General features: G+C 64.7%; 19 protein-coding genes. 10 read left to right on the forward strand and 9 right to left on the reverse strand.

The features are described from left to right. The first annotated feature begins 15 nt into the window (after positions 1-15). The 5 genes from BMI90_RS14805 to BMI90_RS14825 all read left to right on the forward strand — a co-directional run bounded on the left by BMI90_RS14805 (position 16) and on the right by BMI90_RS14825 (position 5,923). Entirely contained in the window at positions 16-1,218 is a 1,203-nt protein-coding gene (locus BMI90_RS14805) for a M24 family metallopeptidase (RefSeq protein WP_078530272.1), read from the forward strand. 308 nt (positions 1,219-1,526) lie between these two features. After that, positions 1,527-2,624: a TRAP transporter substrate-binding protein DctP gene (gene dctP, locus BMI90_RS14810; protein WP_078530273.1), complete on the forward strand. Its 1,098-nt coding sequence runs from the start codon at positions 1,527-1,529 to the stop codon at positions 2,622-2,624. 92 nt (positions 2,625-2,716) lie between these two features. Continuing rightward, positions 2,717-4,039, forward strand: a complete 1,323-nt coding sequence (locus BMI90_RS14815) for a TRAP transporter small permease subunit (protein ID WP_078530274.1) — start codon at positions 2,717-2,719, stop codon at positions 4,037-4,039. A 3-nt stretch (positions 4,040-4,042) separates the two neighbouring features. Next, positions 4,043-5,398 carry a TRAP transporter large permease subunit gene (locus BMI90_RS14820; RefSeq protein WP_078530275.1) on the forward strand — a complete coding sequence of 452 codons (1,356 nt, stop codon included), beginning with the start codon at positions 4,043-4,045 and terminating at the stop codon, positions 5,396-5,398. Positions 5,399-5,479: 81 nt separating this feature from the next. Further along, a complete protein-coding gene (locus BMI90_RS14825; RefSeq protein WP_146671308.1) occupies positions 5,480-5,923 on the forward strand; it encodes a hypothetical protein in 444 nt (147 codons plus the stop codon). Between the two features lie 36 nt (positions 5,924-5,959). On the opposite strand, the gene BMI90_RS14830 is transcribed toward BMI90_RS14825, so the two are convergent. The 6 genes from BMI90_RS14830 to BMI90_RS14855 form a co-directional block, all read right to left on the reverse strand. Beyond that, positions 5,960-6,865: an N-carbamoyl-D-amino-acid hydrolase gene (locus BMI90_RS14830; RefSeq protein ID WP_078530277.1), complete on the reverse strand. Its 906-nt coding sequence runs from the start codon at positions 6,863-6,865 to the stop codon at positions 5,960-5,962. Beyond that, on the reverse strand, positions 6,862-8,094 hold the full coding sequence (locus BMI90_RS14835) for a Zn-dependent hydrolase (protein ID WP_078530278.1): 1,233 nt from the start codon (positions 8,092-8,094) through the stop codon (positions 6,862-6,864). The genes BMI90_RS14830 and BMI90_RS14835 overlap by 4 nt, the downstream gene beginning before the upstream one ends. Continuing rightward, complete coding sequence (locus tag BMI90_RS14840; RefSeq protein WP_078530279.1) at positions 8,091-9,326, reverse strand: diaminopropionate ammonia-lyase; 1,236 nt, start codon at positions 9,324-9,326, stop codon at positions 8,091-8,093. Before BMI90_RS14840 ends, BMI90_RS14835 begins: the two co-directional genes overlap by 4 nt. Before the next feature lie 87 nt (positions 9,327-9,413). Next, positions 9,414-10,451 (reverse strand): DctP family TRAP transporter solute-binding subunit, encoded by a 1,038-nt coding sequence (locus BMI90_RS14845; RefSeq protein WP_245795066.1) that lies wholly within the window; start codon positions 10,449-10,451, stop codon positions 9,414-9,416. A 40-nt stretch (positions 10,452-10,491) separates the two neighbouring features. Then, a complete protein-coding gene (locus BMI90_RS14850) occupies positions 10,492-11,775 on the reverse strand; it encodes a TRAP transporter large permease (protein WP_093470172.1) in 1,284 nt (427 codons plus the stop codon). Beyond that, positions 11,775-12,305 carry a TRAP transporter small permease gene (locus tag BMI90_RS14855; RefSeq protein ID WP_051692762.1) on the reverse strand — a complete coding sequence of 177 codons (531 nt, stop codon included), beginning with the start codon at positions 12,303-12,305 and terminating at the stop codon, positions 11,775-11,777. The genes BMI90_RS14850 and BMI90_RS14855 overlap by 1 nt, the downstream gene beginning before the upstream one ends. Before the next feature lie 98 nt (positions 12,306-12,403). Between BMI90_RS14855 and BMI90_RS14860 the strand changes: the two genes are divergently transcribed. Further along, complete coding sequence (locus BMI90_RS14860) at positions 12,404-13,273, forward strand: MurR/RpiR family transcriptional regulator (protein WP_078530280.1); 870 nt, start codon at positions 12,404-12,406, stop codon at positions 13,271-13,273. Between the two features lie 119 nt (positions 13,274-13,392). On the opposite strand, the gene katG is transcribed toward BMI90_RS14860, so the two are convergent. Continuing rightward, positions 13,393-15,567, reverse strand: a complete 2,175-nt coding sequence (gene katG / locus BMI90_RS14865; RefSeq protein ID WP_078530281.1) for a catalase/peroxidase HPI — start codon at positions 15,565-15,567, stop codon at positions 13,393-13,395. A 305-nt stretch (positions 15,568-15,872) separates the two neighbouring features. Then, the gene (locus BMI90_RS14870; RefSeq protein WP_078530282.1) at positions 15,873-17,729 is read right to left on the reverse strand and encodes a heavy metal translocating P-type ATPase; all 1,857 of its coding nucleotides are present in this window, start codon (positions 17,727-17,729) and stop codon (positions 15,873-15,875) included. 498 nt (positions 17,730-18,227) lie between these two features. Here BMI90_RS14870 and BMI90_RS14875 point away from each other — a divergent pair, with 498 nt between their 5' ends. Next, positions 18,228-19,841 carry a Na/Pi symporter gene (locus BMI90_RS14875; RefSeq protein ID WP_078530283.1) on the forward strand — a complete coding sequence of 538 codons (1,614 nt, stop codon included), beginning with the start codon at positions 18,228-18,230 and terminating at the stop codon, positions 19,839-19,841. Between the two features lie 7 nt (positions 19,842-19,848). On the opposite strand, the gene BMI90_RS14880 is transcribed toward BMI90_RS14875, so the two are convergent. Next, the gene (locus tag BMI90_RS14880) at positions 19,849-21,186 is read right to left on the reverse strand and encodes a Glu/Leu/Phe/Val dehydrogenase (RefSeq protein WP_210401964.1); all 1,338 of its coding nucleotides are present in this window, start codon (positions 21,184-21,186) and stop codon (positions 19,849-19,851) included. Between the two features lie 364 nt (positions 21,187-21,550). Between BMI90_RS14880 and BMI90_RS14885 the strand changes: the two genes are divergently transcribed. From BMI90_RS14885 to BMI90_RS14895, 3 genes are all read left to right on the forward strand, one after another. Further along, positions 21,551-22,768 (forward strand): ABC transporter substrate-binding protein, encoded by a 1,218-nt coding sequence (locus BMI90_RS14885; RefSeq protein ID WP_078530284.1) that lies wholly within the window; start codon positions 21,551-21,553, stop codon positions 22,766-22,768. Positions 22,769-22,843: 75 nt separating this feature from the next. Then, a complete protein-coding gene (locus BMI90_RS14890; RefSeq protein WP_078530285.1) occupies positions 22,844-23,614 on the forward strand; it encodes an ABC transporter ATP-binding protein in 771 nt (256 codons plus the stop codon). Beyond that, positions 23,611-24,333 carry an ABC transporter ATP-binding protein gene (locus BMI90_RS14895; protein WP_078530286.1) on the forward strand — a complete coding sequence of 241 codons (723 nt, stop codon included), beginning with the start codon at positions 23,611-23,613 and terminating at the stop codon, positions 24,331-24,333. The genes BMI90_RS14890 and BMI90_RS14895 overlap by 4 nt, the downstream gene beginning before the upstream one ends. Positions 24,334-24,366: the final 33 nt, after the last annotated feature.

Below are 24,366 nucleotides of genomic sequence, written 5' to 3' on the forward strand. Positions count from 1 at the left end.
TGAAGGAGAGTGTCGATGGACCGTCCCGAATTCTACCGTTTCCACCAGGGCGACCGCGTGTTGCCCTTCGCATCCGAGGAATATGACGCGCGCCTTGCCGGTCTGCGCGCCGCGATGGAGGCCTCGGGCGTCGAGGCCTGCGTTTTCACCTCGATGCACAACATCGCCTATTACTCGGGTTTTCTCTATTGCAGCTTCGGGCGGCCCTACGGGCTGGTCGTGACCGCAAGTGAGAGCGTCACGATCTCGGCGGGGATCGACGCGGCCCAGCCCTGGCGGCGCTGTCATGGCGACAACATCACCTATACTGATTGGGCGCGGAACAATTACTGGCGCGCGATCGCCTCGGTGATCGGCACGGGCAAGGTGGTAGGGGTCGAGGCCGACCATCTGACGCTGGCGCAGGCGGGGCTCTTGCAGGAGTTCCTCGCCCCCGCCGAAACCCGCGACATCGCGGGCGCGACGATGCGCCAGCGGATGCACAAGTCCCCCGCCGAGATCGCGCTGATCCGGCACGGTGCGCAGGTGGCCGATGTCGGCGGTTACGCGATCCGCGAGGCGATCCGCGAAGGCACCCGCGAGATCGACGTGGCGATGGCGGGCCGCGACGCGATGGAGCTGGAGATCGCCAAGCGCTTCCCCGGGGCCGAATATCGCGACACCTGGGTCTGGTTCCAGTCGGGCATCAACACCGACGGCGCGCATAACCCGGTGACGGGGCGGGTGCTGGAGCGCGGCGATATCCTCTCGCTCAACGCCTTCCCGATGATCTCGGGCTATTACACGGCGCTGGAGCGCACGCTCTTCGTGGGCGAGGTCGATGACGCGTCCCTGAAGATCTGGGAGGCCAATGTCGCGGCGCATGAATACGGGATGAGTTTGCTCAGGCCCGGCGCGACCTGCGCGGAAATCACCCAGAAGATCAATGCCTTCTTTGACGAACGTGATCTGCTGCAATACCGCACCTTCGGCTATGGCCACAGCTTCGGGGTGCTGTCGCATTACTACGGGCGCGAGGCGGGGCTGGAGCTGCGCGAGGATATCGACACGGTGCTGGAGCCTGGCATGGTGATCTCGATGGAGCCGATGCTGACGATTCCCGAGGGCCAGCCCGGTGCGGGCGGCTATCGCGAGCACGACATCCTCGTGATTACCGAGGAGGGCAACGAGAATATCACCGGCTATCCCTACGGCCCCGATTTCAACGTTGTCGGCTAAGCCTGCAGAGCGCGGCGCCGCTGGTGCCGCGCCACCGAGGATCCCGCTGAAAAAGTGAAGATCGCCAAAGTGATGTTCACGAAACCTCCCGTGCATGTGAACGCTTGCGAAATGCGACGGCACATGCAAACCTTTGCGTCACAGGGGGAGAAAAGAGGCTTTCCGTTTTTGAGGAGAAACGGAGAGTGACCTTATCACCAAGGCTCACAGCCGCGCGATCTCGTTTGAAGGCAAGAATCGCGGTGATCTTTGCTCCCCTTATCGCAGGTGCCGGGCCAACCGGTGTCGCATTCAAACGGGGAGGAACCATGAAACATATCACGAATCGCAGACACGCTCTGCGCACTCTGGCCGCTGCGGGGGCCGCAACGCTCGCCGCACCGCATATCGCAGGGGCGCAGGCCAAGGGCACGACCTGGAAGGTCCAGACCTCGTGGCCCGGCGGTGTCGGGCTTCAGATCTTCAAGGACTGGTGTGCCTCGATCGCCGAGAAGACGGGCGGCGAGCTCGCGTTCCAGCCTTTCGGCGCCAATGACGTCGTGGGTGATTTCCAGCTTTACGACGCGGTGAAGAACGGCGTCCTCGACGCGGTGAACCCGTTCACCATCTACGCGCAGGGCATCATTCCCGCCGCGACCTTCCTGACCTCGATCCCGCTGGGTCTGCGTCAGCCGTCGGAATTCGACACGTTCTACTATGGCCTTGGCGGGCTCGATATCGCACGCGAGCTCTATGCCAAGCAGGGCATGTATTTCGTCGGTCCGATCCACCACGACGCCAATATCATCCACTCGAAGGTTCCGATCCGCTCGATCGACGACTTCCGCGGCCGCAAGATGCGCCTGCCCGGCGGCATGGTTGCCGAAGTGTTCAGCGAAATCGGCGCCGAGACCACCGTTCTTCCGGGCTCGGAGATCTTCCCGGCGCTCGAAAAGGGCACGATCGACGTGGCCGATTACGTGGGTCCTGCGGTGAACTACGCGCTCGGGTTCAGCCAGGTGACCAACTACATCGTCATGGGCCCGCCCGGCTTCATGTCGCTCTACCAGCCGGTCGACATCATGGATCTGACGGTGGGCATGGATGCGTGGAACGCGCTCAGCCCGCAGATGCAGCAGTTTGTCGAGATGGAAACGCATGTCTATTCGGACATGCATTACGCCGCGATCCAGGAAGCCGACCAGGAAGCCTGGAAGAAGTTCGAGGCCGACGGCACCGAGGTCACGCGCCTGAGCCAGGACGATGTTGAACTGATGACCGAAGTCGCAGCGCCGATCTGGTTCAAATACGCGAACCGCGATCCCGACAGCGCGCGCGTCTTCAAGATCCAGCTCGATTACATGATGTCCGGCTCGCTGGGCTACGTGACGCCCGAACTCGTCGACGGGCTCGAGCTGAAACTCTGAGCGGATCTCCATGATCTGAGGACGGGCCCGCCCTTTGGCGCGGGCCCGGTTCAACTTATAGCCGGGCGCGATCCGGCAACAGGGGGTGGGCAATGCCCAATATTGACTTCACTCTACCGCATTGGGCCTATTGGGCGGGTTTGATCCTGTTCCCGCTCATTGCGGCGGCGCTGGCCAATCGGCCGCGCAAGACCGAGCGGCGATATTCGCTTACGCTTGGCTATTTCATTCTGGTGACCGGTGGGATGCTGGGGCTGCATCGCTTCTACGTGAAGAGCCTTCTGGGCTTTCTCTTCATCCCGGTATTCATCGTCATCCTCTATGCGAACTCGCAGGGCCACGAGGCACGCGGGGTTCTCTCGGACATGAACAACGTCGTGCGCGTGGCGGAGCGTTCCCTGAGCCGCGAGACTGAACGGTTCGAAAGCGCGCAGGCGGATCTGCCGCAATTGCGCGCAGAGCTGGCCGCCACCGAAGAGGGCAGTTTCGCCCAGAAGCGCGCACAGCGGAACGTCGACCGGGCCGAAAAGCGGATCGCCGAGGGCGAGGCGCTGATCGAGAAAGCAAAGGCCGATCTCGCCGAGGCGCAGCCCCGGATGGAGACCGCCTCCGCCATGCTCGTGAAATGGCGCAGCATCTCGAAATATGCCTTCTGGGTGCTGTTGGCGGGGATCGTGATTGACGCGCTCCTGATGCCGATGCTGGTGCGCCGCGCCAATGCCACGCTGCCTGAGCACGAAGAGGAAAGCGAGGTCGAACGCCGTCTGGAGGAACTCGAAGAGGCCGAGGGCAAGGAAGACGCCCGCCATGTCTCGCAAGGCTGGACCGGCTGGATCGACCGGCTCTCGCTCAAGGCGGGCGAGTTTGTCAGCTACTGGGCGATCATCGCTGTCTTCGTCTATTATTTCGAGGTCATCAGCCGCTACGTCTTCAACAGTCCGACAAGCTGGGCGCATGAGGCGATGTATCTGATGTTCGGGATGCAATACCTGATCTCGGGCGCCTATGCGATGCTGACCGAGAGCCATGTGCGCGTCGACATCTTCTACGCGCCGCTGTCGAAACCGCGCAAGGCGTGGGTCGATCTGCTCACCTCGGTCTTCTTCTTCATCTTCGCGGGCACCCTGCTGGTGACCTCGTGGATCTTCGCGATGGACGCGATCGCCGTGCCGACGGGCAACGGGCTCATTTCGCAATGGGCACGCGGCGAGATCCCCACGGGCGAGATGCTGGCGAACTGGAACCTCGCGCAGTGGACCGATCCGAATATCCGCTGGGGCGAGATCAGCTTCAACGAATGGGAGGTGCCTCTGTGGCCGATGAAATGGGTCATGGTGATCGGCGCTCTGCTGCTTGTTTTGCAGGGCATTTCGAAATTCGCACAAGATCTGCGGATCGTGATGAGCAGGGGCTGATCAATGGGACTTGATATTGGAATCGAGTGGCTGACACTCATCATGTTCGGCTCGCTGGTCGTCCTGCTGATGGCAGGGCTACCGCTGGCCTTCGTTACGGGCGGTCTGGCCTGTGTCTTCCTGTTCATTCTGGGCGACGAACGCGCGCTCAACATCGTGCCAAGCCGGATCTTCCCGCTGATGACGAATTATCAGCTCTCGGCGATCCCCTTGTTCATCTTCATGGCGTCAATGCTGGAGAGGGCGGGGATCATCAACGAGATGTTCGACGTCATCTACAAGGTGCTGGGCGGGGTGCGCGGCGGTCTGGCCGCGGCCACCATCATCGCCTCGACGGTGCTCGCCGCAATGGTGGGCGTGATCGGCGCCGCGGTGGTGACGATGGGCATAATCGCGCTGCCGGCGATGCTCAAGCGTGGCTATGATCCGAAGATCGCGATGGGCTCGATCATGGCGGGCGGTACGCTCGGCATCCTGATCCCGCCGTCGATCCTCGCGATCATCTACGCGGTCGTGGCCGAGCAATCGGTGGGCGAGCTGTTCATCGGCGCGGTCATTCCGGGCCTGCTGCTCTCGGGCATGTACGTGGCCTATGTGCTTGTCCGTTGCGCGATCAACCCCGAGATGGGGCCGCCGATCCCGATGGAAGAGCGGATCACGGGCCGCGAGAAGATGCGTCTGATGGGCAACATGTCCGCGCCGATCTCGCTGATCGTGATCGTTCTGGGCGTGATCTTCACCGGTGTCGCAACCCCGGTGGAGGCCGCCGGTATCGGCACCTTCGGCGCGATCATCGTGGCGGCGATCCACCGCAAGCTCGACTGGCAGACGATCCGCGAAGCCGCGATCACCACGCTCAAGGCCTCGGCCATGGTGATCTGGATCATGTTCGGCGCGACGATCTTCGTCGGGCTCTACGTGCTCGAAGGCGGTCAGCAATTCGTGCAGAACGCGTTGCAGGCGACGGGTCTCGGGCCCTGGGGTATCCTGATCATCATGCAGATCGTGCTGATCATCCTGGGCATGTTCCTCGACTGGGTCGGCATCCTGCTTCTGTGCGTGCCGATCTTCGTGCCGATCATCAGGGCGCTCGGCGCGGAGGCTTTCGGGCTGAGCGATCCGGACGATCTGGTGCTGTGGTTCGGGGTTCTCTACCTGGTGAACATGCAGATGAGCTTCCTCTCGCCACCCTTCGGCTACGCGCTGTTCTACCTGCGCGGGGTCGCTCCGCCGGAGATCCCGATGGCGGATATCTTCCGCTCGGCGCTGCCCTTCCTGGCGCTTCAGGTGGTCGGTTTGCTGCTGTGCATGTTCTTCCCCGAGATCATCATCTGGCTGCCAAAACTGGTCTACGGTTGATCGGCCGGAAAGGTCTGATCCTTGCCCCGAGGCGCAACCCGCGCCTCGGGGTTTTCTTTTGTTGAAGACGCGGGGCTCGCCGTGCCGGTCCTCTCTGCTTGCGTCGAGACTTCGCAGACGGGGCTTCCGGCCGGGGGGCAGGCGAAATACGCGCGCGCCGGGCTTGTCGCGGATGTGGGCGACCGGGTGGTGTCGAGTAAATGGCAGGCGGCGCTCAACACGCTCGGACAGGATTGCAATCCGGGGCGCGATTTCTTCGCGATCTGGATCCGCAATCCCGAGGCCGACAGGGCCTGGATCGGCGAGAATGCCTGCATGGTGGGGCTGCAGGCCATGCTGGTCGATCCCGCGACCGACGAGGGCGTCACGCAGGGCGTTCAGGTCACCGGACGCACGATCATTCCCGGCAAGCTGACGGCGCGGGATTGGGATCACCTGCCCAAGGCCGAGAAGAGGTTCTGGGCGCCTGCCGCTCGGCGCTCAACAGCGCGGTCTCGCAGTCGCTGCGGAAGCTGGATGTGGTGAAGTGAGCCCGGGCGGCGCAACCGCCGCCCCAAGCGTTCAGCGTTCGGCGATCTTGCGATATTCCTCGGGTTCGCGATGCTGCGCGAAATCGAAGACATTGCGCCGGATCTCCGAGCAGCGGTCGAGATCGATCCGCGCGGTGATCACCTCGTCGTCCGAACCTTGCGTGCGGGCGAGCACCTCGCCGGTGGGGGCGACGATGACCGAGCCCGCGATCAGCTCGCACCCCTCCTCGAAGCCCGCCTTGGCCACCGCAACCGCCCAGAGCCCGTTCTGATAGCAGCCCGCCTGGATCGACAGCTCGTTGTGGAAATATTGCAGGTGGTCATGTTCGGGCGCGGGCGGGTAATGCAGGGGCGTATTATAGCCCAGAACCACCAGCTCTGCCCCGTTGAGCCCCAGCATCCGCCAGGTCTCGGGCCAGCGCCGGTCATTGCAGATGCACATGCCGAGTTTGCCGCCGAATGCATCGAATGCGGGAAAGCCCAGATCGCCCTTCTCGAAATAGTATTTCTCGAGATGCTGGAAGGGCCGCCAATCCTGCCGGTCGCGATGGCCGGGCAGGTGGATCTTGCGATATTTGCCCAGGATCGCGCCATCGGGGCCGACGAGGATCGCCGTGTTGAAATGGCGTCCCTCGGGGGTCAGCTCAGCATAGCCGAGGTGAAAGCCGATCCCCAGTTCCACCGCCAGATCGAAGAGCGGCTGCGTGTCGGGCCCGGGCATTTCGGTCTCGAACCAGCGGTCGATCTCGTCCTGGTTCTCGGGCCACCAGCGCGGGAAGAAGGTGGTCAGCGCCAGTTCCGGAAAGACCACGAGTTCCGCACCACGCGCCTTCGCCTCGCGCATCATGGCGCAAAGCCGCGCGACGACGGAGGGACGGGTCTCTTCCTTGGCGATCGGGCCGAGCTGGGCGCCCGCGACGATGAAACTGCGGCTCATGATTTGCCTCCTGCGAGATCGAGCACGACGTCGAGCAGCACCTGCGCGCCCGCGACGAGGTCCTGCGCCTCGGTATGTTCGTTGATATTGTGGCTGAGCCCGTCCTTCGAGGGCACGAAGATCATCGCGGTCGGGCAGGCGGGCGCGAACATCTGCGCGTCATGCCCTGCGCCCGAAGGCATCCGTTTCACGCTGAGCTGGCGCGCGTTGGCGGCGGCCTCGACGCGGTCAATTACCTGAGGCGCGAACGCGACCGGGTCGAACCGGACGAGGCTGCGCCGCGCAAGCGTGCAGCCATGCGCGCTCGCGGCCTCTGCGGCGGCGCTTTGCAACCGTGCTTCGGCCTGTTTGAGCAGGTCGTTGTCGGTGTTGCGCAGATCGACGGTCAGTCGCGCTTTCTCGGGCACGACGTTAACCAGCGCGGGCGAAAGCTCGAACACCCCCACGGTCGCGACTTGGGGCGGTCCGAGACCGGCGGCGATCTCATGCGCGGCCAGAGCGATTTTCGCAGCCACAACGCCCGCGTCGTGGCGCAGCGCCATCGGCGTGGTCCCTGCGTGGTTCGACTGCCCCGAGATCGTGTATTCGGTCCAGGAAATCCCCTGCACGCCGGTCACGGCCCCGATGCGGATCCCTTCGCGTTCAAGGACCGGGCCCTGTTCGATATGCAGCTCCAGATAGGCTGCGGGCGTCACCGGCAAGTCGCTGCCGCGATAGCCGATCCGGTCGAGTTCTTCTCCGAAGATCGCCGAGCCATCAGTCGCGACGGTCGCCAGCATCTCCTCGCGGTCGAGCGCGCCCGTGTAGACGCCGGACCCCATCATGTCGGGGGCAAAGCGCGCGCCTTCCTCGTTGGTGAAGGCGGCCACGGCCAGAGGCGCATGGGTGGTGATGCCCGCTTCATTGAGCGCCGCGATCACCTCGAGCCCCGCCAGCACGCCAAGCGCCCCGTCATAAAGCCCGCCCGTCGCCACCGTGTCGATATGCGACCCCATCATCACCGGCGCGCCATCGACGAACCCTTTGCGCAGCCCCCAGATATTGCCGATCGCGTCGATCGAGACGGTCAGCCCGAGGGCCTCCATCTGTGCCACCAGCCAGTCGCGCCCGGCGCGGTCGGTATCGGTGAGCGCGAGGCGACAGACCCCGCCGCCCGACAGCGCGCCGACGCGGCCCAGACCGGCGACCCGGTCGAGAAGACGGCTAGAGGAAATTTCCGGTCCGCTCATGCTTGCGCCCTCACGGCCTCGGCGCTCATGCCGACGAGTTCTTCATAAAGGGCCGGATCGGTATCGCCTTCGGTCCCGAACACGACGACGCGCGAGGTCTCGTCAAGTTCGAGGGCCGCGCGGGCTTCGGCGACCGTCATCGCGGCGGCCAGCCCCGCAAGACCTGCCACGGCGGACTCGCCCGCCACGATCGGCGGATCGCCGGGCAGCGGATGGGCGAGACGGCGCATCTCGGCCACGGCGGCGGCATCGGTCAGGGCCATCACCGCATCGGCATGATCCTTCAGGACCTCCCAGGCGAGCGCGGAGACCTCGCCACAGGCCAGCCCCGCCATCAGCGTATCGAGATCGCCCTCGACCGCGACCGGCTCGCCCGCGCGCAAGCTGTCGAGCCAGCAGGCCGACTGGTCGGGATCGCACAGGACGATCCTGGGACGTGCCGCGCCCCAGCGGCGCACGGCCTGCGCGGCGACCGCAGCGGCCATCCCGCCCACGCCGGTTTGCAGGAAAACATGGGTGGGGGGCTGATCGAGCGCATCGAAGGCCTCCGCCGCCATCACCTCATAGCCCTGCATCACGTCCTTGGGCACCTCCATGTAGCCCGGATAGGAGGTGTCGGAGACCACGAACCAGCCTTCGCGCGTTGCGGTCTCCTGCGCCTCGCGAACGCTATCGTCGTAATTGCCCGCACAACGGCGCACCTCGGCACCATAGGCTTCGATCGCGGTCTTGCGGCCGTCGGAGACAGTGGCGTGAATGAAGATCACGCAGTTGCAGCCGAAGCTCTGCGCCCCCCAGGCGACCGAACGGCCGTGATTACCGTCGGTGGCGCAGCAGACGGTGATCTCGCGGGCCTGAGGGATCGCGCGGGAGGTGATCTCTTCCATCGAAACGGGGCGGCCCAGCCGCTTGCCGAGTTCCGATTGCAGCAGTCGCGCCACCGCGTAAGCGCCGCCGAGCGCCTTGAAACTGCCCAGACCGAAGCGCCCGCCCTCATCCTTGTAATGAATCGCGGCAACGCCAAGATCGGCGGCCAGCGCGGGCAGGGCATGCAGCGGCGTCGGGGCATAGCCCGGCCAGCCCGAGATCGTCGCGCGCGCAGCGGCGAGGCCCGCATCGCTCAGGATCGCATCCTGCGCTGGGCTCCAGTTTCCGTCGCTGCGAGCTTCGGGGTTGAGCAGCAGGGTAAAGGCCGCGTCCGTTCCCGGCGCGTGGTGGAGTTCGGTGGACATCAGTAAACCTTTGGATATGTCGAGCCCGCTCAGTCTGGCGGGAAAAATGCCCGGGCGAAACCCTGCCGCCCGGGCCAGTCGGACCGATCAGAAGTCGGTCTTCTCTTCGTTGATCGAGGTCATCATCGCGTCGAGCATCTCGGTGCCCTCGGCGCCGAATTTCTCTTCGATGAGCGCACGCACGGCAGGCTGCGAGGCGGCGGCGAATTTCTCGAGCTCGGCCGGATCGACCGCGTTGACTTCCATCTTGGCCGCCAGTGCCGGCAGACCCTTGTCGGAGGCTTCGATGACGCGGCTCATCGAGCGGCCCGCATCGGTGGCGACGTCAGCCGCCCAGGAGATCAGGTATTGATCCTCGGGGCTCAGGCCTTTGTAGAAGTCCTCGTTCATCGTCCAGACATAGGGGGTGATGAGGTGGTTGGTCAGCGAGAGGTATTTCTGCACCTCGTCGAATTTCGCAAACGCGATGATCGGAACCGGGTTCATCTCGCCATCGACAACGCCGGTCTGAAGCGCGGTGTAAAGCTCTGCCCAGGGCATCGGCGTCGCGTTCGCGCCCAGAGAGTTCACCAGCGCCTCCTGCGTCGGGACGGTCATCGTGCGGATGCGCAGGCCCGCCATGTCCTCGACCGTCTTGATCGGCTTCTTCGAGTTGGTGAATTCGAAGAACCCGCCCGAGTCGAGCAGCCCCAGAACCTTCAGCCCGGTCTTGGCTTCGAGATCGGCGGTGAACTTCTTGCCGAACGAGCTGTCCTTGGTGATCACCTTGGAGGCCACGCCGATATTGGGGAAGGCGAAGGGAATGTCGAACACGCCCACGAGCGGGTAGTGCTGCGCGATGCCGCCCGAGGACGAGATCACGCTTTCCACCAGCCCGTTGCGGACCTGGTCGATCACCTCGTTATCCTTGCCAAGCTGGCCGTTCGGGAACAGCTGCACCTCGATCCGGCCGCCCGAATTGCTCTCGACGATCGATTTGAACACCGCCGCCATCGCGCCCGAATGGCTGCCGAACGGGTCTTCGGGGTTCAGGTGCGCCAGCCGGATCGTGATATCGGCGGCCTGCGCTTGAAACGCCATGCAGGCGGCGGCGAGCGTCGTCGCTGCGAATTTCATGAAACTCATGGAGGGGATCCTTTCCTGTTGGGTTGGATGCCGCACGGGTTCATAGCCCGAGCAGTCTGGGAACGAAGAGGGTGAGACTCGGCCAGAAGGCGATCATGATGAGGATCGCGACCTCGGCGAGGATGAAGGGCCAGAGCTCTTTGGTGATACCCTCGACCTTCTCGCCGGTGACCGAGGCCAGTACGAAGAGGCAGGCGCCGACGGGTGGGGTCATCAGCGAGATATTGAGCGCGAGAATGATCATGATGCCCGCATGCACCGGGTCCATCCCGATCTGCAGCGTCAGCGGCGCGAGCACGGGGGCAAGGATGATCAGCGTCGCGTTGATATCCATCACCAGCCCGATCGCGAGCAACAGCAACAGGATCATGCCGATGATCACCTGCGGGTTCGACGAGAACGACAGCATGCCGCTCGCGATCTCTTGCGGGATGCGGTTGAAGGTCATCCACCAGCCGAGGATCGAGGCCGAGGCGATGATGAGGAAGATCACGCCGGTGATGCGGGTGGTGCGCAGGGCGATCTCGTAAAGGTCGCGCCAGCTCAGCGCGCGGTAGATCACGCCGCCCACGAAGAGCGCATAGGCGACCGCGATGGCGGCGGCCTCGGTGGGCGTGGCCCATCCGCCCAGGATCGAGCCGAGGATGAAGACCGGCAGCAGCACCGCGAGGAAGCCCTCGCGCAGCGCGGTGAAGACGATGCGGATGCTCGGGCGGCCCTGACCTTTGGGCAGGTTCTTGCGCTTCGCATGGGCCGCGATTACGCCCATGCAGATCGCGCAGATCAGCAGGCCCGGCAGGATACCTGCCGCGAACAGACCCGCGATCGACACCCCCATGATCGAGCCGTAGATGATCGCCAGCGTCGAGGGCGGGATGGTCGGCCCGATGATCGAGCCCGCCGCCGTCACCGCGCAGGCATAGCCGCGCGAATAGCCCGCGCGCTGCATCGCGGGCACCAGCGTATTGCCGAAGGCCGCCGCATCGGCCGTGGCCGCCCCGGTCAGCCCCGCGAACATCACGCTCGCCACCATGTTCGAATGCGCCATGCCGCCGCGCATCCAGCCCACCAGCGCATCGGCCAGCTTCACCAGCCCCTCGGTAATTCCCGAGCGGTTCATGATCTCGCCCGCGAGGATGAAGAACGGCATCGCGAGGAAGGGAAACAGATCAAGGCCCGCAAAGACGCGATCCGGCGCCATCGCGAGAAAGCGCGGTCCCATGTCGAGGATGCCGATCATCCCCGCGATCCCGATGGAGAAACCAACCGGCATCCCAAGGGCCATCAGTCCGAAAAACGCGATGACGACGAACAGCGTGCCCATCATTCCTCTCCCTGAACGAGGGTGGCGCCGGTGCGCTCGGGCGCGCGGGCGGAAAAGAAGTCATGAATGCCGACCAGCAGCAGTTGCAGCGCCGCCATGAAGGCCGCGAGCGGAACCCCCGCGAAGGGATAGGCCTTGGGAATCGCGTTGATCATCGTGAAGCGCGAGAAGCCGCGGATCGTGAAGCCGAGCCCGTAGAGAAACAGCAGCGCGAAGAAGAGGAACGCCATCGCGTCGAAGCTGACGGCGAGCCAGCGACGCATCTTCGCGGGCAGGCGGCCGAAGATGAATTCGACCCCGATATGCTCGCGATAGGCGATGCCCGACGACACCGCGAGCAGCGCCATCCAGATCATCAGGTAGCGCGCGAGTTCCTCGGTGAAGGTCAGCGGCAGCGGGATCACGTAGCGCACCAGCACACCCAGCCAGACATCGAGCACCAGCAGCGCGAGCAGCACCACGCAGGCGATCTCGACCACGCGGTTCACCCGCAGGCTCCAGCGCCGCGCCGTATTGGCAATCTCGGACACGTTGCGATTCTCCTTGATCCGTGCTGTCCTCTCGATGCAAAACCATTTTCGTAAAAACTGACAATGCGAAAATAGATTTCCACAGAGGGAGTCCGGAAATGCCCGAAAAATATGCATCCGCCGTGCCCGGATCGGTTTCACAGCGTATCCACCGGGCATTTTCGGAACTCTCCGAGGGCGAGAGACGGATCGCCGATCAGGTTCTGGCCGCCCCGGGCGAGTTGGCCTTTCTCTCGGCGTCTGAGCTTGCGGGGCAGGCGGGGGTCTCGAACGCGACGGTGAGCCGGTTCTTCCAGCGGCTGGGCTATCGCAATTTCGATGCTGCCCGTCAGGAGGCGCGGCGGTTGCGCGAAACCGGTTCGCCGCTCTATCTCTCTGGTGGGGCGGGGCAGGGCACGCCTGCGGGCGATCCGCTTTCGGCCCTTTTGCAGGAAGAGGCGGCACGGCTCGAGGCGACACTGCGCGGCGTGCCGCAGCCGCTTTTGGCCGAGATCGCGCAGGCCATCGCCGGGGCGGGGCAGATCCGGACGCTGGGGTTTCGCAATAGCCATTTCCTCGCGCAATATCTGACCGCGCAGCTGGCCCAGATCCGGCCCGGGGTGGCGCCTTTGCTGATGCCGGGGCAGACCCGCGCGGAGGCGATCGCGGGGCTCGGGGCGCAAGATCTGGCGATTGTGATCGGGCTGCGACGGCGTCCGGCGGATTTTCTGCGCACTGTGGAACAGATTGCGGCTCAGCGCGTACCGGTGCTTCTGGTGAGCGATCCGACCGTGCGCGGGGCTCCGGCGCTGGCGCGCTGGACGCTGAGCTGTCATGTCGACACCGCGCAATTCCTCGACAGCTACGCCGCCCCGATGACGCTGTTGCGGATGATCACTCTGGAAGTCGCGCGTGAGCTGGGTGCGGCAGGGCGGGCGCATCTCGACCGGGTCGAGGCGCTGCGCGGGGATCTGAACGAGCTGGAATAGGGCGCGGTCAGATTTGGCCTGCCGCCTGTCCCTTGGGGCGCGGCGGACATTCGAGATCGCGAAACGAAATCACCCCCGCACGCAGGCGGGGGTGACAGTCTTTTTCCGAACCGTTCGGATCAGGCCAGGTCGAAGCGATCGGCGTTCATCACCTTGGTCCAGGCGGCCACGAAATCCTTCACGAATTTCTCGCCATTGTCGTCCTGGGCGTAGACCTCGGCATAGGAGCGCAGGATCGAGTTCGAGCCGAAGACCAGATCGACGCGGCTGGCGGTCCATTTCACCGCGCCGGTCTTGCGGTCGCGGATCTCGTAGGCGCCATTGCCCACCGGGTGCCAGCTATAGGCCATGTCGGTCAGGTTGACGAAGAAGTCGTTCGTCAGCTGACCCTCGCGGTCGGTAAAGACGCCGTGCTTGGTGCCACCGTGGTTGGTGCCCATCGCCCGCATGCCGCCGATCAGGACGGTCATTTCCGGCGCGGTGAGCCCCATCAGCTGGGCGCGGTCGAGCAGCATCTCCTCGGGCGAGACGATGTAGTCCTTCTTGAGCCAGTTGCGGAAGCCATCGGCGAGCGGTTCGAGCACGTCGAAGCTGTCGGCATCGGTCATCTCGTCGGTCGCGTCGCCGCGACCCGGTGCGAAGGGCACCGCGACATCATAGCCAGCCGCCTTGATCGCTTTCTCAAGGCCAACGTTGCCCGCCAGAACGATAACGTCGGCCACCGAGGCCCCGGCTTCGGCCGCGATCGGTTCGAGTACCGAGAGCACCTTTTGCAGGCGCGCGGGCTCGTTGCCCGCCCAGTCCTTTTGCGGAGCGAGACGGATATGCGCGCCATTGGCGCCGCCGCGCATGTCCGAGCCGCGATAGGTGCGCGCGCTGTCCCAGGCGGTCGAGACCAGTTCGGCCACCGACAGGCCCGAAGCTGCGATCTTCGCCTTCACCGCATCCACGTCCCAACCGGTCGAACCGGCGGGCACCGGATCTTGCCAGATCAGGTCTTCCGCAGGCACCCACGGGCCCTTGTAGCGGACCTTCGGGCCCATGTCGCGATGGGTCAGCTTGAACCAGGCGCGGGCGAAGGTGTCCTTGAAATACTCGGGATTGGCCATGAACTTCTGGCAGATCGCGTTGTAGATCGGATCGACCTTCATCGCCATGTCGGCATCGGTCATCATCGGCATCCGGCGCTGGGTCGGGTCCGAAGTGTCGACCGGCATGTCCTCTTCGGCGATCTCGACAGGCTTCCATTGCTTCGCGCCCGCGGGGCTCTGGGTGATTTCCCACTCATGGCCGAAGAGCATGTCGAAATAGCCCATGTCGAATTCGAGCGGTTTCGTCGTCCACGCGCCTTCCGGACCGCCGGTGATCGCGTTGGTCGCCAGCCCTTTCATGTTCGGGTTGAACCAGCCAAGGCCCTGCTGATCGACATCGGCCGCTTCGGGTTCGAGGCCGAGCGCCGAGGCGTCGCCATTGCCGTGGCATTTGCCGACGGTGTGGCCGCCTGCGGTCAGCGCAACGGTTTCCTCGTCGTTCATCGCCATGCGCGCGAAGGTCTCGCGCACCTGCGCTGCCGTCTTCATCGGGTCGGGCTGGCCGTTCACGCCTTCGGGGTTCACGTAGATCAGGCCCATCTGCACTGCGGCGAGCGGGTTTTCCATCGTGTCGGGCTTGTCGACATCCGCATAGCGCTCGTCCGAGGGGGCGAGCCATTCCTTCTCGGCGCCCCAATAGGTGTCCGTCTCGGGGTGCCAGATGTCTTTGCGACCAAAGCCGAAGCCGAAGGTCTTCAGACCCATGCTCTCATAGGCGACATTGCCGGCGAGGATGATCAGGTCGGCCCAGCTGAGGCGGTTGCCGTATTTCTTCTTGATCGGCCAGAGCAGGCGACGGGCCTTGTCGAGCGACGCGTTGTCGGGCCAGGAGTTCAGCGGTGCGAAACGCTGGTTGCCGGTGCCGCCACCGCCACGCCCGTCGGCCAGACGATAGGAGCCTGCCGCGTGCCAGGCCAAACGGATCATCAGACCGCCATAATGGCCCCAGTCGGCCGGCCACCAGTCCTGGCTGTCGGTCAGCAGCGCATGCAGATCGGCCTTCACGCCTTCGAAATCGAGTTTTTCGACTTCCTTGGCATAGTCGAAAGCCTGGCCGAGCGGATCGGTCTTGGTGTCATGTTGGTGCAGAATGTCGAGATTGAGGGCGTTGGGCCACCAATCCATCACATTCGAGCCCATGGCAGTATTGCTGCCATGCATCACCGGGCACTTGCCCGAAGTGTTCACATCATTTCCGTCCATCTGGATCTCTCCCTAGCAAAAGCTGTCGCTTGGTCGTCCGGGGCGCGATCTGGCCCGGGGTGCCATCATCTTGAAGTGCGGTCGTCATCCGCAGCTGTGCGACGGTTGTATCAGGCTGCGTCATAAACAAAAATTCTAAATTCTAATCGTCTGTATAGTAAAACCTTATCGAGATTGCGCGATCAATGAAGTCAGACGGTTAGCCTTTTCGGCGAAATCATAGTGAGCTTCGTTGGTTTCAGTACCTGAACAACTTTCCATTCGCGTGACAATCCTCAGGCAAAATGCGCATTCGGGGCACCGGGTCATGTCGCGCTGTCTTGCGTTTCGGGGCGAATTCGCAGCGCGCGCAAGGCGTTGAGGATCACCGCCACGTCGATTGCTTCCTGAAGCAAAGCGCCTTCGACCGGCGTCAGATAGCCCAAAGCAGCCGCGATCATGCCCAGCACCGAAAGTCCGATCCCTGCGATGACGCTCTGGGTTGCGATCCGGCGTGCGCGGCGGGCGATCTCGATGCCCGGTGCGAGCCGGTCGACCCGGTCGACCAGCAGCACGACATCGGCGGCTTCGGCCGAGGCTGCGGCCCCGCGCGCGCCCATCGCGACGCCCACATCCGCCGCCGCCAGCGCAGGCGCATCATTCACCCCGTCGCCGACCATCATCACTGGCCCGTTCTTGCGCTCGGTCAGCACCGTCAGCACCTTTTGGTCGGGCGTGAGGCCTGCACGCAGCGCATCGAGCCCCAGCCCCGCGGTCACCACGCGCGCCACCTCGGCGCGGTCCCCGGTTGCAAGCAGGATCCGCTCGATCCCCTCCCGACGCAGTCGTGCGATCATCTCCGGGGCGCCCTCGCGCAGTGGATCGGCCATGACGAGATGGCCCGCCATATGCCCATCGACTGCCACCGCGACGAGGACCGAGCCGGTGGGGAACGCGCCATGCTCGCCCGCCGGTCGCCCGACGCGTTTGGCGACGAAGGCGTCTCCGCCGACGAGAACGCGATGCCCTTCGATCTCTCCGATCACGCCTTCGCCGGGGATTTCCGCGACCTCGCTGGGCACCGGAAGGCTGAGGCCCTGCTCCTGTGCCGCCGCGACGATCGCCTGGGCGACGGGATGTTTCGAAGCCTGATCGAGTGCCGCTGCGAAGCGCAGGATCTCGGCGGTCTCCATCTTGTCGTGGCTGTCGATTGAAACGATCCGTGGACGGCCATCGGTCAGGGTGCCCGTCTTGTCGAGGATCAGCGTGCGGATGCGCGCCATCGCTTCGAGCGGTCTCGCCCCCTTGATCAGCACGCCGAATTGCGCCGCCCGCGACAGCCCCGCCACGAGGGCGACCGGCACGGCGAGGATCAACGGGCAGGGGGTCGCCACGACCAGTACCGCCACCGCGCGGATCGGATCGCCGGTGAACCACCAGGCCGCCAGCGCGATCGCGACGGTCACGGCGAGAAATCCCAGCGACCACTGATCGGCGAGCCGCGACATCGGCGCCTTGGAACGCTGCGCCTCTTCGACGAGACGCACGATCCCGGCATAGGTGCTGTCGCTGGCCATGCGCGTCGCGATCAGATCGAAGGCCTCGCCCGCATTGGTGGACCCGCTCAACGCCTCGTCGCCTCGGGCGCTGCGTACTGGCATCGGCTCGCCCGTCAGCGCGGAGGTGTCGAGAAAGGCGGCCTGCGATGCGATCGTGCCGTCGGCGGGCACCACGTCGCCCTGCCGGATCAGCAGCCGGTCGCCGGGGGCGATCTCGTCGAGCGGGATCTCTTCGAGCCCGCCATCGCGATGGCGAGTCGCCGTGCGCGGCACGCGCGAGAGAAGATCGCGCATCTCGCGCCGCGCGCGGCCCTCGGCAAAGCTCTCCAGAAAGGTGCCGCCCGAATACATCACCGCGACCACCGCCGCCGCGAGTGTTTCGTCGAAGGCCAGGGCGGCACTCATCGACAGGGCGGCGACGATATCGAGCCCGACCTCGCCCTGCGCGATGCTCGAGACGATCTCGATCACCAGCGCGATCAGCGCGGGCAACACCCCCGCGATCCAGACGAGCCGTGCGATCTCGGGCTGGCCCGCGAAATGCAGGCCCAGACCGACCAGCAGCCCCGCGAGCGCGATCCCCAGCAATGCGACCTTCAACCGGTCAGTCGTCGTATGCTCCACCTCTGCGCCGCCCTTTCGCTTACGTCCGGCGCGGGATGCGGGCGATGTGCCCGAGCCTGGCCAAGGGCAACCTGCGTCGAGAGCAGGCGCCGGTCAAGCTTTGCCGCAGGCGGATCTTTTTGCTCTGAGGCGTGGGGTCGCGCGGAGCGCTGATCCGCGCGCGGAAATTTCGGACCTTCAGCCCTTGCGCGCGGAAACGCCGCGGGGGACACGTCTTGCCCGCGCTATGCGCTTCAAATGCGATCCGAAAACGGAGGGCGATGAGGTTCAGTCTGCGCTCGCGTGCGCGGAGAATCCATATTTCCCGACCTGAATCCGGTAATAATTCATCGCTTAGAGTGGGTTACGTCTCGTTCTTAAAGCATCGTCTTTGGGTGATGTCCCGAAACGTCGAGCCATTGCGCAAACAGAAACGCGTGATCCCCAGACCGTGCCCCGACCGTGAACGGAGCGCTTTGGGCCCTTGTGAAGCGCGAGGGCTGAGAGAATAGTAGGCGCATGATCTGGAACGCCGTCAATGCGCTCGGCGGGGTCGGGTTGTTCCTCTTCGGAATGATCTGGCTGACCGAAGGGCTTCAGGGGCTCGCGGGGCAATCGCTGCGCCGCGTTCTCGCCCGTTTCACCAATACGCCGCTGAGCGGCGCGGTGACGGGGGCGGCGACAACCGCGCTGATCCAGTCGTCGAGCGCGACCACGGTGACGGCGGTCGGCTTCGTCAGCGCCGGACTGCTGAGCTTTCCGCAGGCGCTGGGGATCATCTTCGGCGCCAATATCGGGACGACGATGACGGGGTGGCTCGCGGCGATCCTCGGGTTCAAGCTCGATCTGGGCCAGATCACCATGCCGCTCATCTTCCTTGGCGCGTTCGCGCGGCTCTTCGGAGGTGCGAGGCTGCCGCTGATCGGCACGGCCCTCGCCGGGTTCGCGCTGATATTTCTTGGCATCGACGTGCTGAAATCGAGCCTTTCGGGGCTCGAGGGTGTGCTGACGCCGGCCGATTTCCCGAACGACGATCTTTTCGGCCGTTTGCAGCTGATCGGCATCGGTATCGTGATCACGCTCGTGACCCAATCCTCGAGCGCCGGGGTGACGACGGCGCTTGCGCTGCTGGGCGCAGGGGTGATCAACCTGCCGCAGGCGATGGCGCTGGTGATCGGGATGGATGTCGGCACGACGGGGACGGCGGCGCTCGCGACGCTCGGCGGCTCGACCCCGGCGCGGCGCACGGGGCTGTCACATGTGATCTACAACTGCCTGACCGGGGTGATGGCGTTTCTGCTGCTCGGGCCTGTCAGCGTGGCGCTCGGGCCCCAGGGGATCGGGCTCGACGGCCAGATCGCCCTCGTGGCTTTTCACTCCGGGTTCAATATCCTCGGCGTGGTGCTGATCCTGCCTTTCGCGCGTCCTTTCGCGCGGCTCGTGACCTTGATCGTGCGCGACAGGGGGCTTTCGCTCACCCGCAGCCTTGGCAAGGAAATGCTGAGCGACCCGAGGGCTGCAATGGATGCGGCGGTGTCGACGCATGAAGCGATCGCGAAGGCGCAATTCGCCTATCTCGCGCACCGGCTGCGTCACCGAGAGGATACGCGCGACGAGAAGGCGGAGCTGCGCGATATCCGCGCCGCGATTGCTGAGCTGCGCAGTTTCGTCGAGGCGGTCCCCACGCTGCAAAAGACCGATCCGGATGCGGCGCGGCTCTCCTCGATCTTGCATGCGCTCGATCACTTGCGGCGGCTGAATTTCCGTTGCACTCAGGAGCCACGACTTGCGACCCTTCGCCGGGATGCGCGGTTGCGGCGGCTGGCCGGGCTGCTGGCGGGATGCGCGGGACTGGCCGCGCAGGACGCGGATCGCGCGGCGCTCGAGCATCGGCTGGACCGGCTCAGCCGGCTTTTGCGCAAGCAACGCGAGATTTATCGCGCCCGGATCGTGACGGGTGGATCGGGGCGCCTGAACGCCGAGGAGATGGGCGAGCGCCTCGATGCGATGCGCTGGCTCGACCGGGTGGGATATCACCTCTGGCGGATCGAATATCACCTGACCAAGATCAGCGATAGCCAGCTGCCCGTGTCGCCCGAACGCGAGGCCGCGGTCGAGGTGTTGAAGGATTGAGACTCCCTCAATCCCCGTCGAAATAGGCCTGCGTGCCGCGCGCCTCGACCGATTCCGCAATCCGCCGCAGCCCGTGGATATAGGCCGCTTCGCGCATCGAGAGCTTCATCTCGTTATGCAGCGCCCAGATCGCCTGGGTCTCGCGCTCCATCGTTTTCTTCAGGTGATCGGCGACTTCCGAGGCATCCCAGTAGTAGCCGGACCGGTTCTGCACCCATTCGAGATGCGAGACCGTCACGCCCCCCGCATTGGCGAGGATGTCGGGGATGATGATGCGCCCGTCTTCGGTGAGTTTGCGGTCGGCAGCGGGGGCGATCGGTCCGTTGGCAAGCTCGAGGATCACCCGCGCCTTGACCCGGTCGCAATTTTCCAGCGTGATCTGACGCTCCAGCGCGGCCGGCACCAGCACTTCGCAGTCGAGTTCCAGCAGATCGGCATTTGTGATGTTGCGGGTCTTGCCGTGCCCCTTGGCCCCCTGAACCGAACCCGTTTCGTGCTTGTGCTGCATCACCGCGAGCGGGTCGAAACCCTTCTCGTCATAGATCCCGCCCGAGGAGTCGCTGATGCCGACGATGGTGTAGCCATCCGCATGCAGCAGCTTCGCGCAGTGATATCCGACATTGCCGAAGCCCTGGATCGCGACGGTGGATTTGTCCGGGTCAATCTCGAGCGAGTTCTCGAGATGGCGCAGCGCGTGATAGCCGCCGCGCGCGGTCGCATCGACGCGCCCGACCGTGCCGCCGAAGGCCAGCGGCTTTCCGGTCAGCGCACTGGGCGAGGCCTGCCCGGTGATCGAGCTGTATTCATCGGCCATCCAGGCGATGACGATCCCGTTGGTGTACATGTCCGGCGCGAGGATATCGCGATCGGGACCGACGAAGGGGGCGAAGGCCTCGATATAGGCGCGGCTGAGGCGTTCGAGCTCGGTCTGCGAAAGCTCCTTGGTGTTGACGCAGACCCCGCCCTTGCCGCCGCCGAAGGGCAGGTTCGCGACCGCGCATTTGAACGTCATCCAGAAGGCGAGCGTCTCGATCTCGTCGAGCGAGACGTTGGGGTGAAAGCGGATGCCGCCCTTGGTCGGCCCGCGCCGGTCGTTATAGCGGCAGCGCCAGGCCTTGAAGGCGCGTCGGCTGCCATCGTCCATGCGGATCAGCAAGGTCGCGGACAGGGTCTCGCGCGGCCATTTCAGTTCCTCGAACACATCGGGGTGGATGTTGAGCTGGTCGCAGGCCGTGCGCAGGCTCTCGCGGGCCTTGGCGAGCATCGGCCGCTTCAGCGTGGTCGTTTCTGCGGGAGGGCTGTCCTTTGCGCGCATCGGGTCGGGCTCCGTCTCAGGTCGGTTCATGGCCCGAACTCTAGAGGAGGGGCAGGGCGGGGGTCCATCCCGATCTGGCATCCATGCGGCATTAGGCGGCAGCGAGCGCGAGCGGCGTCGCACTCCGCTTTGCTCACGATCGCTCAAGAAAAGTTTACCTGACGTGATGGATCTGTGCGGATCAACGGGTTGAAAGCCGGACGCCGGCTCTAGCTGATGGGGCGACCGAACGGGGGAGGAGCAAGACAGCCCGGTTCGGCAGGAGGACAGAGAAATACACCAGAAAACAGCCCCGGGCGCTCGGCCTAGGGGCGAGGCCTCTTGCACCCATCCGCACGGATCACCGGAGCGGAAGGCTGGAGGCGTGTTTCGGAAAAACCAGGGAGGATGGTTCATGAAGAAAGCAATCACCGCAAGCGTCAGCGCGCTCGCGATCAGCCTCGGCGCAGGGGCGGCGATGGCGCAGGACGCGATCTCGGACGGTGTCGTCAAGATCGGCGTGCTGGGCGACATGTCGGGTGTCTACTCGACCGGTTTCTCGGGCAAGGGCGCGGTCGATGCCGTCAAGATGGCGGTGCGCGATTTCGGCGGCACGGTGCTGGGCAAGCCGATCGAGGTGATCTCGGCCGACCACCAGAACAAGGCCGATGTGGGCTCCGCGACCGCGCGCCAGTGGATCGACCAGGATCACGTGGACATGATCGCCGACCTCACCAACTCGGCCGTGGCGCTTGCTGTGCAGCAGCTCGCTTCGGAGAAGCACACGCTGACCTTCGCCACGGGGGCGGCCACGTCGGCGCTGACCGGCAAGGAGTGCACCAATTACGGCATCCATTACGGCTATGACACCCATGCGCTGCCTGTGGGCACCGCGACGGCGGTCGTGAAGAACGGCGGCGACAGCTGGTATTTCATCACCGCCGACTACGCCTTCGGCCACGCGCTTCAGGACAACACCGCAAGCGTCGTCGAGACGCTCGGCGGCTCGGTCGTGGGCAGCTCCGACGTGCCGCTGGCGACGACCGATTTCTCGTCCTACCTGCTTCAGGCGCAAAGCTCGGGCGCGAAGGTGATCGGTCTGGCCAATGCTGGCCAGGACACCGTCAACGCGATCAAGCAGGCCCATGAATTCGGCATCGTCGAAGGCGGTCAGCAACTCGCGGGCATGCTGGTGCTGATCTCGGACGTGAAGTCGCTTGGCACCGATGTTGCCAAGGGTCTGCAATTCACCTCGGGCTGGTACTGGAACCAGGACGACGCCTCGCGCAAGTGGAAGGAAGAATACGAGAAGTTCTCGGGTGGCGAAGCCCCGACCTTCCCGCACGCGGCTGACTACTCGCTGACGATGGCCTATCTGAAGGCGATCGAGGCGGCGGGCACGGATGATCCCGACAAGGTCCGCGCCGAGCTTGGCAAGATGAAGATCGACGACTTCTTCGCGAAGGGCGGCACGATCCGTCCCGATGGTCTGCTCGAGCACGACATGTATCTCCTGAAGGTCAAGGATGGCGGCACCGATCCGTGGGACGTGGCCGACGTGGTCCGCACGATCCCGGGCAACGAGGCCTATGCCTCGCTCGCCGACGGCGGCTGCCCGCTCGTCAACAACTGATCTGAACCAGAAACAGGGCGGGGGGCGCGGCTGCGTGCTCCCCGCCTCTTGACGTATCAGTTCGAAGGGCCCTGCATGAGCGATACCATCCTCGAGGCGCGCAACCTGACCAAGAGTTTCGGCGGCTTCGTTGCCGTCAACGGCGTGGATCTGTCCATCGCGCGCGGCGCGATTCACGCGATCATCGGCCCGAACGGCGCGGGCAAGACGACGATGTTCAACCTGCTGACCAAGTTCATCACGCCCACCTCGGGCGAGATCCTGTTCAACGGGAACGACATCACCCGCCGCAAACCCGCCGAGATCGCGAATATGGGCATCGTGCGCTCGTTCCAGATCTCGGCCGTCTTTCCGCACCTGACCGCCTTGGAAAACGTCCGCCTCTCGCTGCAGAAGAGCCTCGGGGTGAGCTACCAGTTCTGGCGCTCGACCAAGGTGCTGCATGATCTCGACGCGCAGGCGATCGCGCGGCTCGATCAGGTCGGGCTGGCAGATTACGCGCATCTCAAGGCGGTCGAGCTGCCATACGGGCGCAAGCGCGCGCTGGAGATCGCGACGACGCTGGGGCTCGAGCCCGAGCTGATGCTGCTCGATGAGCCGACGCAGGGCATGGGCACCGAGGATGTGGGCGCCGTGACCGAGCTGATCGGGCGCGTCCGCGAAGGTCGCACCATCGTCATGGTCGAACATAACCTTGGGGTCGTGGCCGAGCTGGCCGATACCATCACCGTGCTCGCGCGCGGCGAGGTTCTGGCCGAGGGCACCTACGATCAGGTCTCGAAGAACCCGGCCGTGATGGAGGCCTATATGGGCGTCTCCGCCGAAGAGCAGGAGGCCGGCGCATGAGCACGCAGACCCTGACGAAACCGATGCTCAAGATCGAAGGGCTCCATGCCTGGTACGGCGAAAGCCACGTGCTGCACGGGATCAATCTCGAACTGGCGGAAGGCCAGCTGATCACGCTTCTGGGCCGCAATGGCGCAGGACGTTCGACCACGCTGCGCTCGATCATGGGGATGGTGGATCGCCGAGAGGGCTCGATCCTGATCAATGGCGAAGAGTTCATCACCAAGCCCGCCCACCGGATCTCGCCCGATGCGCGGATCGGCTTTTGCCCCGAGGAGCGCGGCATCTTCGCCTCGCTCAGCGTGGAAGAGAACCTGATGCTGCCCCCCACAGTGGGAGAAAACGGCATGTCGGTCGAGGAACTGTTCGAGATGTTCCCGAACCTCGCCAATGTGCGCAAACGGATGGGCACGCGGCTCTCGGGGGGCGAACAGCAGATGCTGGCGATCGCGCGCATCCTGCGCACAGGCGCGCGGCTTTTGCTGCTCGACGAGATTACCGAAGGGCTGGCCCCGGTCATCGTGAAAACGCTGGGCCGGGTGATCCGCGACCTGAAATCGCGCGGCTATACGATCGTGCTGGTGGAGCAGAACTTCCGCTTCGCAGCCCCGCTCGCCGATCGCCATTACGTCATCGAACATGGCGAGGTGATCGACGTGATCGAGGCTGCCGATGTCGAGGCCAGCATGGACCGGCTCAACCATTACCTGAGCGTGTAACGAGAATCCGGGCCGGGAAACCGGTCCGACAGG

Source organism: Thioclava sp. L04-15, from assembly GCF_002020275.1.
GTDB classification, from domain to species: Bacteria; Pseudomonadota; Alphaproteobacteria; order Rhodobacterales; family Rhodobacteraceae; genus Thioclava; species Thioclava marina.